Source organism: Pseudomonas matsuisoli (genome assembly GCF_014647635.1).
Lineage (GTDB): Bacteria > Pseudomonadota > Gammaproteobacteria > Pseudomonadales > Pseudomonadaceae > Pseudomonas_P > Pseudomonas_P matsuisoli.
Genome location: NZ_BMPO01000005.1, coordinates 93,472 through 107,226, shown reverse-complemented (window position 1 = coordinate 107,226; position 13,755 = coordinate 93,472). Strand labels below are relative to the sequence as shown.

The following is a 13,755-nucleotide window of genomic DNA, read 5'->3' as shown; positions in this document are numbered from 1 at the left end:
GTTCCATCATGGCCATCGCTGACCGGCGTCGAGGAACGCCGCAGCGCAACTTCGCGCGGTTCATCCACGCCTTCAACACCGAAGCGCGCATGGCCGCGCGTAGCTGGACGGTGCACTGGCTAGGCTGGATCTGGCCGCTGATCCTGTTCGTCGTGATCAGTGGTATCTACCAAGCGGGGACGTTGCAGGACATGCCGGTCGCGGTGGTCGACCAGGACCACAGCACACTCTCACGGCAATATGTTCGTCAATTGGATGCGGGTTCGCACGCCTCGCTCGTCACGGCCGAAGGTGGGTTGTCCGAAGCGTTGGACGGCTTGCAGCAGGGAGATCAATACGGGCTGATCTACCTCCCTCACGATTTCGAAGCGGATGCATTGGCGGGGCGACAGCCAAGCGCGGCGTTTTATTACAACTCGCTGTTCTATGCGGCGGGGTTCTATTCCACCCTCGACGCAAGCGGGCTGACGGCGGGGCTCCAGCAATCGATGCGACCCCAGTTGGCCGCGGGGATGGGTTTGTCGATGCCTGGGTTGGCGAGCATCAGCGTGGCGTTCGAAAGTCTCTACAACGCCAGTGGCAACTACATTTATTACCAGCAGTTCGCCGCGGTCGTGCACTTGCTGCAGCTGTTCGTTATCGTCGCGACCATCCATGTCCTGGCGCGGGAAGCTCCCGAGCTTCGCGCGAGCTCCCCACATATCTTGCGGGCCAAGGCCCTAGGTGTACGGCTAGTTGGCAAGCTCGCACCGTACACCTTGCTGTTCTCAACGTTGTTGATGATCGAAGTGTTTTTCCTGGTCTGGCTTAACGGGGCGGTGATCAAGGGCAGTGTGTTGTGGATGCTGGCGATCACGGCGTTCTACGTTGCCGCATCCCAAGCCGTCGGGCTGGTGTTGTTCATCTTCACTGCCAATAGGTTCTCCGCGTACTCACTCGTCGGCATGCTCATTGGGATCGCGCAGACCTATTCGGGCGTACTTATTCCCGCGCTGGCGATGCCGCTACCCGCGCAATTGATCAGCCATATTGAGCCGTTGACGCACGCGTTGAGCGGGCTTTTCGATCAATTCTTGCGCGATGCGCCGGGCACGTCCGGGCTCTACGCATGCCTCAAATTGTCGTTGTATCCCTTGATCGCCTACGTCATTGCCAAGCAGCGGCTGCGTAAGCGTCTCGACTTCAGCCCGGCGTAGGAGGCGGCGTGCTCAACTTCTGGAAAGTCCTGCAGCTAAGCCTGAAAAACATGCTGGCTAAGCCGCTCTGGCTACTGCTCGTCGCCACTGTGTGCATTGCGTCGCTGCCGTATCTGGGAAGGACGATCGATAACCTGCCGGTGGCCGTCGTGGACATGGACCACACGAGTGCCAGCCGCCAACTTTCCCGGCTGCTCGACGCAGCACCGAAGATCGCCGTCCGCAGTTACGACAACCTCCCGGACGCCAAGCGCGATCTGGCTTGGCGTGAGCTGTTTGGCGTGATCATCATTCCGGTGGATTTCGAGAAGCGCTTGCTGCGGGGCGAATCGCTGGTGGTGCCGGTGTTTGGTGACGCCACGAATCGCATGGCGAACGGGCAAATCCAGCAGGACATTACCGCGACCTACAACCAATTGCTGAACGATTTGAACCGGGCCGTGCTCATGCGCGAAGGGTTCTCCGAACGGCAGGCGGATGTCATCTTGCGGCCTCTCATTACTCGGCTCGTGGACCTCTACAATCCAGGTACGAGCTTCGCAGCCATCGTTCTGCCCGGCCTCGTCACGCTTGTCCTGCAGCACGGGCTGCTGCTGTCCAGTACTCGGATCAATCTCAATTTGCGCGGTGGAACGCCGCGTTCACTACGTCAGCCCCTGTCGACTCGGCTAGGCCGGTATGCCGCGCAGTTATTGGTATGGATGGTGTTGGCGATGCTGCTGTATGTGATCTGGCCGCATATCTTTGGGTTTCGGCAAACGGCCTCGTTCTGGGCTCTGCTAGGGCTGGTCTTGCCGTTTCTGTTGGCTGTGCTGGCCTTTAGCGAGTTTCTCGCTGAACTCCTGCCTTCCGAGGAGGCGGTCTATCTCACGCTGACGTTCGTAACCATGCCCTTGTTCTACCTCGCAGGCTACACCTGGCCGCCGCAGGCAATGCCGCAATGGGTGCTGTGGCTGGCGAACGCGATACCCTCGACGTGGGCGATTCGGGCGGTGGCGGAGATGAATCAGATGAACCTGCCGCTGCTGGAAACCGGACGGCATGTTTTGGTTCTGTTGGCGCTAGCGGCCGGGTACGGATTGGCGGGGACGTTGATCTATCAGTGGCGTAACTATCGGCGGGATCACGGCAAGGAACCGACGCCGCTGGCATAGCGCTGGAGCGCAGATTCGCCTGTAGGAGCCAGCCCGGCTGGCTCCTACAAAAAACGCGCAAAGGGCAGGGCTGGCTGCGCGGTATGCGCGCGCCGAGCATGGGTCACTGTGAAGAGGTGGCGCCGCTGTTGGTTTTCTCGATCGCTTCCTGGCGAAGCTCATTGGACTTGCGCTGTTCTTCCTGCGCTTTCTGCAGGAGCTCGGTCTTCTTCGCCGGGTCGTCCGTCTTCAAAATCTCATCCATGTGTTGGGCCGCCGTCTCTTTGTGCTCGAGCGCGGCCTGTTGCTTGTCTTCGGCCATCTGCTCACCGCAGCCAGCCAACAGAAACATGGCCGAAAGTGCCATGAGATAACGGGGGACGGTGGACATGAATCGGTTCCCTGTAGAAAAACTCCCCTTTTCGAAAAGTGGCGTATCGGGAAGTTCCTCCCACGGCCCTTCGCCTCTGCAAACACCGGTTTTGATAGAGCCAATATTGCGTGTCATAAATGGCCTAAATGAACCGAGCGGTCAGCTTCTGAGGCTTTTGTGAATTCGCGCAAGGTATCGCCATCGAAGGGCGGATTACGGGGGTAAGCGGTATCTCTATCGCGAAAGCCTTGAGATAGACTTTGCGCGTTCACACCATCTCTCGTTCGTACCTATCGATTGCCCGTTACCGGCGCCCCGTCGTATGGCGCATCCGTGTATAGCGCGAACGAGTTTTTTTTCGTTGAGCGCGGCTCGCCCGGCTCGCGCTCAAGCCAAGATCGAAGGAACTGTCGTGTCTCTCAAGAACTGTTTACGTGCGTTTACCGTAGTGCTCTCGCTGTTCGCTTCGACGAGCTGGGCCGAGATGGCACCCCTCGAAGCGATGAACATGGCGGGCCTGCAACGCACGCTCGGGCAGATTCTCGCCAAGGACTACATGATGATTGGCTCCGACGTGAAGGCAGATGTCGCGTCCAAGCAGCGTGAGGACACGCTGGCGTTGTTCGAAGATCATCACCAGAAGCTCAAGGCCTACGCGCCCAATGACGAGATTCGCAAGGCGCTCGCCGATGTGGATGCGACCTGGCAGGACTATCGCAAGCTCGTCGCCACGGCGCCGGACAAGGATCAGGCGGTAAAGGTCTTTGCCATGGCTGAGCGTCTTGTGCAGCAATGCCAACACGTCACCGACGTGTTCGAGAAGCACAATGGAGACGCCGCGTCGCACTCGATTAACCGAAGCGGTTGGAACCGCGTTCTCACTCAGCGCATTGCACTGCTTTACATTTCCCGAGCCTGGGGTATCGCGGCGCCGAATCTGGATCAAACGTTCGATGCGTCGGTCAAGGAGTTCGGCTTGATCATGGCGGAACTACAAGCCGAGGGTGCGCCGAACGATGCCATCGCTCAATCACTGCGCAAGACCGAAGCCCGCTGGGCGTTCGTGAGCCAGGCGTTCGCGTCCGACGAATTCATGCCAACTATCGTGGCGACCAATGCAGAGTCGATGTTCCGCCAGCTCAACGAGCTGACTCGGCTGTATGCAGGTCTCAACGACAACACGCTTTGAAATAAAACACGCACAGCCGTATTCCGCCGCGGACCTACCGACGCTATTCGGGACGGGTCCGCTGGCTGAACTCCTTTTCAGGCAAGCGGGTCGACTTTCTATCTCTACGTAGAATGGATCGGACCCATGCAGATTTCCCTCCAGCATCAGGTCGCACTGGTTACCGGCGGCAGTTCCGGAATCGGCGCGGCGGTCGCTGCCGCGTTGGCGAAGGCCGGTGCCGCGGTTGCAATCAACTATCACAGTCAGCGCGAACCGGCGCAAAAGCTCGCGGACAAAATCGTCGCCGATGGCGGGAAAGCCATTGCAGTCGGTGCCGACGTCGGCTCGCAGGCCGATGTCGATCGGATGTTCGCGCAAACGCTCGATGCTTTCGGGCGACTCGATATTCTCGTCGCGAACTCGGGCCTGCAACGCGATGCCGGTATCGACGACATGACGCTCGACGACTGGAACACAGTCATCAATACCAATTTGACCGGCCAGTTCCTCTGCGCTCAGGCGGCGATCCGTCAGTTCACTCGCCAGGATATCCAGCCCAATGGTTCGCGCGCGCGCGGCAAGATCATCCACATGAGCTCGGTGCATCAACGCGTTCCCTGGGCGGGCCACGTGAACTACGCAGCCTCCAAAGGAGGCGTCGACCTGCTGATGCAAAGCCTGGCGCAAGAAGTGTCCGAGCGCGGCATTCGGGTGAATTCCATTGCTCCTGGGGCAATTGCTACGCCGATCAACCAAGAAAATACGAAAGGTGAAGCAGGCGAGAAGTTGCTCGAGCTGATTCCTTACGGGCGGATTGGCGACGTAGAAGATGTCGCCAACGCAACCGTCTGGCTGGCTTCCGATCTTTCCGATTATGTGGTTGGCACGACCTTATTCATCGACGGCGGCATGAGTGTTTACCCGGAGTTTCGTGACAATGGATGAGAACTTATCGAAGCAGCGTCCGATCATGGCCCACGGTGTCGTGGGAGACATGCGAACTGCCGCATTGGTCGCGGATGACGGCACGGTCGATTTCTACTGTTGGCCCAAGTTCGATAGCCCGTCGGTGTTCACGTCGTTGTTGGACACCCCCGCGGCAGGCGATTTCGAACTGGCGCCAGAACTGCCAGGCGCGCGTCGGCAGCAGCTCTACATTCCCGGCACCAACGTGTTGCAGACGCGCTGGATCGGCGATACCGCCATTGTCGAATTGACCGACTTCATGCCTATAGACGGGGAGCCTTCTCGTTTGCTGCGCAAGGTCGAAGTGGTTAGCGGCAACGCACGGATCGCGTTGCGCTGTCAGCCCTGCCATGACTACGCCCGCGCGCAGACGCACGCGCGGTTGGAGGGCGAACGGGTATTGTTCGAAGCCGATGGTCAGCCAACGATGAGCCTTAGCGCCAGCCATGCGCTTCAGTTGGAAGGACGCGCCGCTGTCCTGGGCGTCGCACTGCAGCAAGGCGAAGTGTTCTATTGCCAATTAGGCGGTGAACAGGGAGCGTTACCGGACGAAGAGCAGTTCGAGTCGATGCTCCGCGAGACGATCACCTACTGGCGCCAGTGGATTCGGCATTCGACCTATAAGGGACGCTGGCGCAACATGGTCGAGCGGTCGGCCTTGGCCCTGAAGCTGCTGACCGACCGTGACTCCGGAGCGATCCTTGCCGCAGCCACGTTTGGTCTGCCTGAGCACTTAGGCGGCGAGCGTAATTGGGATTACCGCTACACCTGGGTGCGTGATGCGTCGTTCACCGTTTACGCGTTCATGCGCCTGGGATTGACGGATGAAGCGCGTCATTTCATGCGCTGGATGTCCCACCGCCTGAACGACAAAGGGTCCGCCGAGCAGTCCATGCATCTCATGTACAGCATCGACGGCAATCCGGATCTGCACGAAGAGACGCTGGACCACCTGGCGGGCCATGCAGGCTCGCGTCCGGTTCGTATCGGCAATGACGCGCATAGTCAGATACAGCTGGATATCTACGGCGAGCTACTCGATGCGGTTTACCTCTCTAACAAGTACGGTGAGGCCATCAGCAATCACGGTTGGATGCGTGTCACCCAGATCGTTGATGAGGTCTGCGAACGTTGGAATCAGAAAGACATTGGCATTTGGGAAATGCGTGGGGAGGAGTCGCACTACCTCCATTCACGACTGATGTGTTGGGTCGCCATGGACCGTGCCATTCGCCTCGCGGAAAAGCGCTCGCTGCCGGCCCCGTTCGCCCGCTGGAATGACACGCGCTCGGCGATCTACATGGATATCTACGATAATTTCTGGAATGCCGAACGTGGGCATTTCATTCAGCGACAAGGCAGCGCTGCCGTGGACGGGGCAATGCTTCTGATGCCGCTGGTGCGATTCGTCTCCGCGACGGACCCGCAATGGCTGGCGACCCTCGAGGAGATTGAGCGGCAGCTGGTACGGGACAGCATGGTGCGCCGTTATCGCTCAGAAGATAGCCCTGACGGGCTCGAGGGTGAGGAGGGGGCGTTTGCGGCTTGCTCGTTCTGGTACGTGGAGTGTCTAGCGCGCGCCAACCGCGTCGAGAAGGCCCATCAGGTGTTCGACAAGTTGCTTCGTTTGGGCAATCCGCTAGGGCTGTTCGCGGAAGAATTCGACTTGCAAGGTTATCACCTGGGCAATACGCCCCAGGCGCTCAGCCACCTTGCATTGATCAGCGCAGCGAGCTTTCTTGATCGAAAAATCAGCGACGAGCAGCATCTTTGGCAGCCCTGACCCACTCGTTTCGCCTGCGTTGGCCGACGTCTTGGGACGCCGGCTGACGGGAATCAGGAACGGGTGGTGCTGTCCTGCATTCGCGATAACTGACGCTCCAGAAGCGAAGGGTAGGGCTCGAGCAACCGCTCGACGCAACTGGCGCCCTCTGGGCTGGCGATGGTCCGTATCCGCGCGCGCTGGCGCACCACCGGGTCTTCGCCCACGCTTCGTTCGACCAAGAGCAGATTTCGGCTGTGCTGGCTCAAAGCGAGGGCGCTTTGAGCGGTCTCGTTAAGCAGCAATTCGGCCTGTCCAAGTTGGCGCAAGTCGTTGCCTAACGTCAGGCCGAGCTGTAGCTGCAGCGTGATGCCACTGTCTGCCACCTCCACTTGCAAGGCATGGCCCAGTGCACGGAGCAATTCACCGCAGCAAATGGCATGGGTCAGGTAGTCGTCGCTGTCGTTGCTATGGAACAACACGAGCGTGCTGCCATCGCCAAGGGTGTGCAGTTCGCCTTGGTACAGCTGAGCCGCACGATCCAGGCAACCCCGATAGCGTTCCAGAAGTTCGACCAAACGCGCCTTGGGTAGGCGCCGCAGTTGATCCTGTGCGCCCAATTGTATGGCCAGCGCGGCGCTGCGGGTGGTGTCAACAGCGGACGGCTCCACCTGCACAGCATTGTCATCGAGTTCATCGAACGCATCGGCCAGCCCATTCTCTCTGACATCACGCGCCAGTGGTGCCGGTGCGTGTGTCACGGTAGCAGGCAACGGCTTGTAAGGTGCGGCACTCGGTTGCGGGCGTGATGCGCGGGGAATGTCGTCTTCGTCGAAATCAATACTATCCAGTTCGTCGTTCGCCAAGTCGAAGGCCGGACGTGTTTGCCCGCGCAAACGAGGGGACGGCGCTTCTTCTTCGTCGTAGTCGTCCTCTTCCACCTCTGGTTCTGGCTCGGGGCGTGGAGGCGCAAGGCGCGCTTCCAGTTGGCGAGCCAAGTCGCCGATCTCGTCCATGCGGTTCGCGCCTGGCGCCGAGTAGTCGGGATCGCGCAGCCAAAGGCGGAGCTGCAACAGCGGTGTGGAAATGTAGCGCCCCAGCCGCAGGCTCAGCGTCAGGGCCAGGGCCAGCAGGATCAGGCTCAGGATCCCCATGCTTTGCAGGCTGATGGTCATGGGTTGCTGGAACTGCTTCATATCCAGCGTTACGCGTAAATGTCCCGCGATCACTTCCTGAAACGTTATTGGCGTTGTGTAGAGGCCGTCGTCCTCGTTGAGCATGCTGCGGGGAGGGCGCTCACCCGCCTCGGCGAGGATGCGGTTGTCCACGCTGTAGATCGCTGCGTGGGCGACCAAGGGGTTGCGCACCAGGTTGTTCAGCAGAACGTTGAGGCTGATGACGTCGTTCGCGACGAGCAGGTCCCTTGCCGACGATGCGGTTTGCGTCGTCAGGCTCTGGCCGAGTGCGTCGGCCTGCTCCTGCATCGCATGCTTGAACTGCATGCCCATGACCCAGGCATAGATCACCAGGGCGAGCGTTACGAGCACGACGCTGTGGAACGCGATGCGCAGGGCCAGGGGGACTCGACGTTGACGCAGTGCGTTGAAGAGGAGGACGAAGAAATTGTCGGATTTGACGGGCGCAGGCCGGTTCACAGAGCGCGGCTCTTCTCTCGGAAAGGATGGCGCGCAGTATAACGACAGGTATATGGCCGGCAAAGCTGGCGGCACGCATGAATTGCACGGCGTGCCGGCGTAATCCCCCGCGACTGTACGCCATGCGCGCCGCACGCCGTTGGTCGCTGTTCGTTGGCGCTGCCGCGACGCGCGCCGTTGAACGTGGGTCGCTGGTAGACTGGCCGCCTTTTTCGGCGAACGGAGCCTTTGCGTGATCGTCCAGATTAAAATCAGCTACCCCAATGGTGCGGTCCCCAATGCGTCCGTGCTCGCTGCGCTGTCCGTAGGTGTTGTGCGCCTCGTGGATGTCGACCAGGTTCAGGTGCATGGTGTTTGCCAAATGAGTGTGTTGGCGGAGCTGGCTTCGGCAACGTCCACCCAGTCATTGATCGATGGCGTTCGTGCCTTGAGTGACAGGCTGGACATCGATGTGCTGCCGCTCGATGACGCGGCATACCGGACATGGCTTGCAGGGCAGCGCAGCCAACGTCAGGTCATGACCGTAGCCGGGCGAGCGCTGACGATGGATGTCCTGCAACGTGTGGTGTCGATCGCCGAAGAATCGGGGTTGTCTGTCGAGCGTGTTCAGCGTCTTTCCGGGCCTTTCTTGGCGGATGCCGAGCGTGCCTGTTTGCAGTTGACCTTGATTGGCGAGGTTGCCGAACCCGCGGTCCTTCGCGAAGCGTTGCTCGCTGCTAGCGATGAATTAGGTGTCGATATTGCGTTGCAGCAGGACGCCATTTTCCGCCAGCACCGTCGCTTGGCGGTCTTCGATATGGATTCCACGCTGATCAAAGCCGAAGTGATCGACGAGTTGGCTAAGGTCGCTGGGGTAGGTGATCAGGTGGCAGCCATCACAGCTCGGGCCATGCGCGGGGAATTGGATTTTCGGGCCAGCTTCAAGGCGCGCATGGCGCTGCTGAAAGGCCTGCCCGAAACGGCTCTGGAGGGCATCGGCCAGCGTCTGGAGCTCATGGACGGCGCGGAGGCACTGTTCGTCGAACTCAAACGCCTGGGGTACAAAACGGCAATTCTGTCGGGTGGCTTCACCTATTTCGCGCGACAGGTACAGGCGCGTCTGGGGATTGATTACGTGTACGCCAATGAGCTGGAAATCGTAGATGGCGTGGTAACGGGCAATACCGTCGAGCCCATCGTGGATGCTCAGCGCAAGGCTGATCTACTGCAGTCCTTGGCCGAGGCCGAAGGGTTGGCGCTGGAGCAAACGATTGCCGTCGGCGATGGGGCGAACGATCTGCCGATGCTGGCGTTAGCCGGTCTGGGCGTGGCGTTTCATGCCAAGCCACTGGTGCGACAATCTGCACGCCAGGCAATGTCGGCATCAGGGCTCGATGGACTGCTGTACCTACTGGGCGTGCCGGACCATCATCGTTTGGAGAGCGCGTCCGCCTCGTAAGCGCTCAGTGAACCGAATAAGGGCTGTGTCCGCTTGCAGACACAGCCCTTTTCTATGCGCCAGCCGGCGAGGCAGCAGATCAGCCTTCGTCCGAAGAAAAGTCGTAATTCATGGACTGGGTGGGCTCTTGAAGGTAGAAGCCCTGGATGTAGTTGACGCCCGCTTGCCAGAGTGAGGCGAGCATGGCCGCCGTCTCCACGGTAGGGACGATGCTCAGTTTGGCGCGTGAATGGATATTGGCCAGCATCTCGTTCAGCGCATCACGCCGCATGGTGTCGCCCAAATCCTGCACGAGGCTTGTATCGATCTTCACGAACGTCACGTCCAGGTGCTTGAGCGTGTTGAACGGATTCTGAGACTGCCCGAAATGGGTGAGCGACAGGTGGCAGTTCAGGGCAGCGAGCCCCTTACTCAACTCGCGCGCCTGCTTAAGGTAGGTAATCGCATCGGCCTCCAGCAGCTGGAAGATGAGCGTGTCCGGCGCAAGCCCGTGAGCCTTTATCAGCCCGGCAAGCCAGGTCACGAGCGAAGGGTCTTGAAGACTGGCGCTTGAGAGGTGAATGAACAGCCGAGTGTTATTGCCACGACTGCGGTGTTCGGCCAGCAATTGAACGGCGTTGAGAATGACCCAGCGATCGATACGCGTCGCCATTCCAGTCTCCTTCGCGGCCTCCAGGAAGCGCTCAGGCGGTATCTCTTCACCTTCGAGGGTCAGTAACCGTAGCAGGACCTCGTAGTGCTCGGCCGTATCGCCGCGCAAGCTGATGACCGGTTGGAACAGCAGGCGGAACGCGCTATTAGCCAGCGCATGCTGGATCATCGCGAGGACGTCGCCTCGGCTGGCCGCCGCGGCAAGTGCTTCGCTGGCGTCGTAGGTTTTCAACCGGTTGCCCGCGTTGCTTTCGTCGACGCAACGCAGCGCCCGATCGATGACATCTTGGGCCTGCAAGGTCTGCTCGTCGGTACCGGTCAGGCCGATCGTGAGTGTGATCTGCACGGTCCGGCCGTTGATTTCGAACAGGTGCCCTTCGACTTTGTGCAGCAGGGCTTCGAGGCTGGTCTTCTTGCCGGACACTTCGCTTGGCATCAACGCGGCGAACGCATCGTCACCGAAGCGGGCAAGCTGCGCGCCATCGGCGATGTGCTCGCTAAGAATCTGCGTCAGCTCCACGAGCAGAATGTCCGTTCCGGTGATGCCTATGTCGGCCAGCACGGTGGAGTACTGATCGATGCGCAGGTAGGCGACGCATATCGGTTGTTCCGCCTGTAGAGCCCCGGCGACCAGCTCTAGGAAATGCTGGCGATTGAACAGACCGGTCACAGGGTCTTGGCTGCTGATTTCGCGAATCTTCTCTTCGAGTTCAGCGTTTTCCGTTTCGGCGCGGATCACGACCTGAATGCAGGGTTCGCCGTCGTAGCTGGCCGGCGACAGGCTCATGCGTGCAGGAAAGCGCTCCCCATCCGCACGTATGCCCTGGCAGTGCAGCTCGGGCGCGGCGTTGCTGTCGCCGTAATGCTTGAGGTAGTCCTTGAGGGTGTTCTGATCCTTACAGGTGATCAGGTCCATCATGGGGACGCCTTCGACTTCTTCGGCATCGTCGTAGCCAAACAAGCCGAGGTAGGTGCGGTTGGCATAGATGTGCATGCCATCGTGGACATAGGTGATGGCATCGACCGAACTGTCGAGCAACAGCTCGCAACGTTTTTCCGCCTCGCTCAACGCATGTTCTGCCTCGCGTCGCGCGCGACGATCTTGCAGAGCTGCGATCTCCCGGGTCGCTACCAGCAGCAGGCGTTCGTCCTCATGCTGGGGAAGCGCGTTGTGCGCGCCCTGCAGTAAGGCTTCGGTGATGCTGTCGGAGTCGTTGTCCGCCACCAACTGGATGAAAGGCACATCCTTGCCGAGGCGGCGGATGTGAGTCAGGGCATCGGCGGGTGCGAGCAGTTCGCTTTCCGGCGCGGCGATCAGCAGATCCCAGTCCTGCCGCAGAACGTCGATCAGGTCTTCTTCGGACGTCAGCCGATACAGGCGGGTGGCTCGACCGTTGTTGCGGAACAGGCTCGCCAATCGCTCGGCTTCGTTCTGCGAATCCTCGAGGATCAGCAGGCGGATCGTACTTTTTTCTGTGGCCATGGCTTCTGTAGAGCGCCTTCCGTCCGGCGGACTCGCCAAGCGGGTCGGCAATGATTTGTCGAGAATCTACAGAGACTTGGCAGGTGAGTCAAAGCCGGAGACGGTCGGCGTTTGAACGCTTCAGCGCGTCCAGATCGAAGGTGCCGATGATGACGGAGTCCGTGGCGCGAGGGACAGGCCTGTGTCGTCCGTTATCTCGCCCATCGCCGCCAGCCAGCGGAAGGTGAATTGGCTGAAGCTCGCTGTGGCGTCATGTTGTTCGATCAGCAAGGCGCGGCGCTCCTCGCCGCGAAGGTTGACGCTGACTTTGCTCTGCTCCTGGAAGGGCAGTCGCGGTGTAATGATCATCGCTGGCCGCGACAGCAACGCGTTCTCAGGTATCAGCAATGCGCGAACGTATTCGGTTTGTTCGCCTATCTTCTGGATGAGGCGCAAGCCGCAGGGCTGGGCGTTCGGCGCAATGAGCTGAATACCCATGCGGGTATCCAGGCGGTGTCGGCTGATCCACCTCACGACAGCCAAAGTCCAACGGTGCTGAAGATCCTGAACCGCCAGAATCTCTCCGGACAGCGGCACTGCGGGCGTGTCGTCGGGCCAGCGTAAGCAGTAACCGCCTGGGCCGTGGTCGAGGATTTCCGGTTCGAAGTGCTCGATTTTCTCTGGAGTGGCCTCTTCGGCGGTGACGCGAAATTCCACTTTTTCCGAAGGCATGCCGAGCCAATCCGTAGGCGCTTCCCCGGTCAGCGCTTCGGCCCAGACATCGGCATCGTTGTTCAATCGAAAGCGGGCGGTACGGTCCCGCGCGGTGCTCTTCAGTTGTGCAGCGAAAGATTCGCCATCCGCAAACAACGTATGGACGGCCGCCATGCCAACGCACACCCGCAGGGTTCCCTGGCCAGGAGTACGGTTGAAGCGGCGCCGCGCGCATTGCGTCCACGTCCGTTGCAGGTGCGCAGTGACGTCGGCTCCGAGGCGCTTGGCCGATGTATCGGTATCGCTGCTCAATGAGGCGATCAGCGAGGTCGTGACGATGCCCAGCTTGGCGTCACTGTCGAGCGAAATCGATTGCTTGTCTCGGGGGGCGGTATCTTCGCCAGCGGCGACGATGAACCGACATTCCGAATGGTTGGCAGGTGTCAGGTAGGCCCGGCTGCTGTTATCGCGCAACCAGGTGTAGACGATCTCGATCGCGTAGGGGCGCAATTGATTGGTGCGTGCAGAGCCGAACAGCAGCAGGGCCAGATAGGCTTCATCGATCGATTGGTGGCCTACGGCGATCAGGTCGTCCGGTGCTGGCGTCGAGTGCAGCGCATGCTGGCGTGCGAGCCCGTGTAACTGATGGGCTTCAAGCCAAAGTCCCGTTGGTGCGTGGCAATACCGGCGGGCTGTCCTAAGGAGGGGGCCACCCAGAGTCGAAAGGGCGCGCTGCAGGGCTTGGGTTGCGAGCGCGTCGTCGCGGTCAAGCCCGCGCAGGCATTCCAGCGCCACGCGTTTGTAGCCCGCAGCCAATTGCGTCTGGAGCGCCTGACACAACGTTACGACCTTACGTGTGCGTTCGTCCTGCATGGACGTCTGCGCGACCTTGCCATCGAGTTGATGGCAGGTCGTTTGAACATCCGTGCGCAAACGGTCCAACAGTTGAAGCAGCAACGCTGGCGTTGCGTGTAACCGGTTCAGCTCGAGCAGCATCGTAGACAGCTGTTGAGCAACGATGCCCAACTGATGGCGCGGCAATGCGCCAAGCCATTCGCTGAATGCCGCGACGTCGGTTGCGCAAGCGCTCAACGTCAGGCGGTCAGGCGCTGCAATACGGAGGTAGGGTGCTGACTGTTCCATCGCATCGTAAGGCACGTCTCAAGATGCATGGCACTTTAACATTATGTGCGCCAGTTCGCATTCCACCATTGCATTGGCGCTTGAAGGGTCA

Annotated in this window: 10 protein-coding genes; 6 read left to right on the top strand and 4 right to left on the bottom strand. The window is 60.1% G+C overall.

The window, feature by feature from the left end:
• The first annotated feature begins 8 nt into the window (after positions 1-8).
• Positions 9-1,196, top strand: a complete 1,188-nt coding sequence (locus tag IEY47_RS12145) for an ABC transporter permease (protein ID WP_188983510.1) — start codon at positions 9-11, stop codon at positions 1,194-1,196.
• A 50-nt stretch (positions 1,197-1,246) separates the two neighbouring features.
• On the top strand, positions 1,247-2,350 hold the full coding sequence (locus tag IEY47_RS12140) for an ABC transporter permease (RefSeq protein WP_373293585.1): 1,104 nt from the start codon (positions 1,247-1,249) through the stop codon (positions 2,348-2,350).
• 103 nt (positions 2,351-2,453) lie between these two features.
• Here IEY47_RS12140 and IEY47_RS12135 read toward each other — a convergent pair whose 3' ends face one another.
• A complete protein-coding gene (locus tag IEY47_RS12135; RefSeq protein WP_188983508.1) occupies positions 2,454-2,720 on the bottom strand; it encodes a hypothetical protein in 267 nt (88 codons plus the stop codon).
• 394 nt (positions 2,721-3,114) lie between these two features.
• Between IEY47_RS12135 and IEY47_RS12130 the strand changes: the two genes are divergently transcribed.
• The 3 genes from IEY47_RS12130 (at position 3,115) to IEY47_RS12120 (ending at position 6,622) form a co-directional block, all read left to right on the top strand.
• Complete coding sequence (locus IEY47_RS12130) at positions 3,115-3,891, top strand: type IV pili methyl-accepting chemotaxis transducer N-terminal domain-containing protein (protein WP_229779403.1); 777 nt, start codon at positions 3,115-3,117, stop codon at positions 3,889-3,891.
• Positions 3,892-4,017: 126 nt separating this feature from the next.
• Complete coding sequence (fabG, locus tag IEY47_RS12125; RefSeq protein WP_188983506.1) at positions 4,018-4,818, top strand: 3-oxoacyl-ACP reductase FabG; 801 nt, start codon at positions 4,018-4,020, stop codon at positions 4,816-4,818.
• A complete protein-coding gene (locus IEY47_RS12120) occupies positions 4,811-6,622 on the top strand; it encodes a glycoside hydrolase family 15 protein (RefSeq protein WP_188983505.1) in 1,812 nt (603 codons plus the stop codon). Before fabG ends, IEY47_RS12120 begins: the two co-directional genes overlap by 8 nt.
• A gap of 53 nt (positions 6,623-6,675) precedes the next feature.
• On the opposite strand, the gene IEY47_RS12115 is transcribed toward IEY47_RS12120, so the two are convergent.
• Positions 6,676-8,256: an AhpA/YtjB family protein gene (locus IEY47_RS12115; protein ID WP_188983504.1), complete on the bottom strand. Its 1,581-nt coding sequence runs from the start codon at positions 8,254-8,256 to the stop codon at positions 6,676-6,678.
• A 232-nt stretch (positions 8,257-8,488) separates the two neighbouring features.
• Between IEY47_RS12115 and serB the strand changes: the two genes are divergently transcribed.
• A complete protein-coding gene (gene serB / locus IEY47_RS12110; RefSeq protein ID WP_229779401.1) occupies positions 8,489-9,694 on the top strand; it encodes a phosphoserine phosphatase SerB in 1,206 nt (401 codons plus the stop codon).
• 79 nt (positions 9,695-9,773) lie between these two features.
• On the opposite strand, the gene IEY47_RS12105 is transcribed toward serB, so the two are convergent.
• Together IEY47_RS12105 and IEY47_RS12100 are read right to left on the bottom strand one after the other, a co-directional pair.
• The gene (locus IEY47_RS12105) at positions 9,774-11,828 is read right to left on the bottom strand and encodes an EAL domain-containing response regulator (RefSeq protein ID WP_188983503.1); all 2,055 of its coding nucleotides are present in this window, start codon (positions 11,826-11,828) and stop codon (positions 9,774-9,776) included.
• A 120-nt stretch (positions 11,829-11,948) separates the two neighbouring features.
• Positions 11,949-13,664 carry a cyclic-di-GMP receptor FimW-related protein gene (locus tag IEY47_RS12100; RefSeq protein ID WP_188983502.1) on the bottom strand — a complete coding sequence of 572 codons (1,716 nt, stop codon included), beginning with the start codon at positions 13,662-13,664 and terminating at the stop codon, positions 11,949-11,951.
• Positions 13,665-13,755: the final 91 nt, after the last annotated feature.

Bases quoted from the DNA above. Each gene is read 5' to 3' on its own strand.
- IEY47_RS12120 (WP_188983505.1), top strand. From the start codon at position 4,811: ATGGATGAGAACTTATCGAAGCAGCGTCCGATCATGGCCCACGGTGTC.
- fabG (WP_188983506.1), top strand. From the start codon at position 4,018: ATGCAGATTTCCCTCCAGCATCAGGTCGCACTGGTTACCGGCGGCAGT.
- IEY47_RS12135 (WP_188983508.1), bottom strand. From the start codon at position 2,720: ATGTCCACCGTCCCCCGTTATCTCATGGCACTTTCGGCCATGTTTCTG.
- IEY47_RS12140 (WP_373293585.1), top strand. From the start codon at position 1,247: ATGCTGGCTAAGCCGCTCTGGCTACTGCTCGTCGCCACTGTGTGCATT.
- IEY47_RS12105 (WP_188983503.1), bottom strand. From the start codon at position 11,828: ATGGCCACAGAAAAAAGTACGATCCGCCTGCTGATCCTCGAGGATTCG.
- IEY47_RS12145 (WP_188983510.1), top strand. From the start codon at position 9: ATGGCCATCGCTGACCGGCGTCGAGGAACGCCGCAGCGCAACTTCGCG.
- IEY47_RS12100 (WP_188983502.1), bottom strand. From the start codon at position 13,664: ATGGAACAGTCAGCACCCTACCTCCGTATTGCAGCGCCTGACCGCCTG.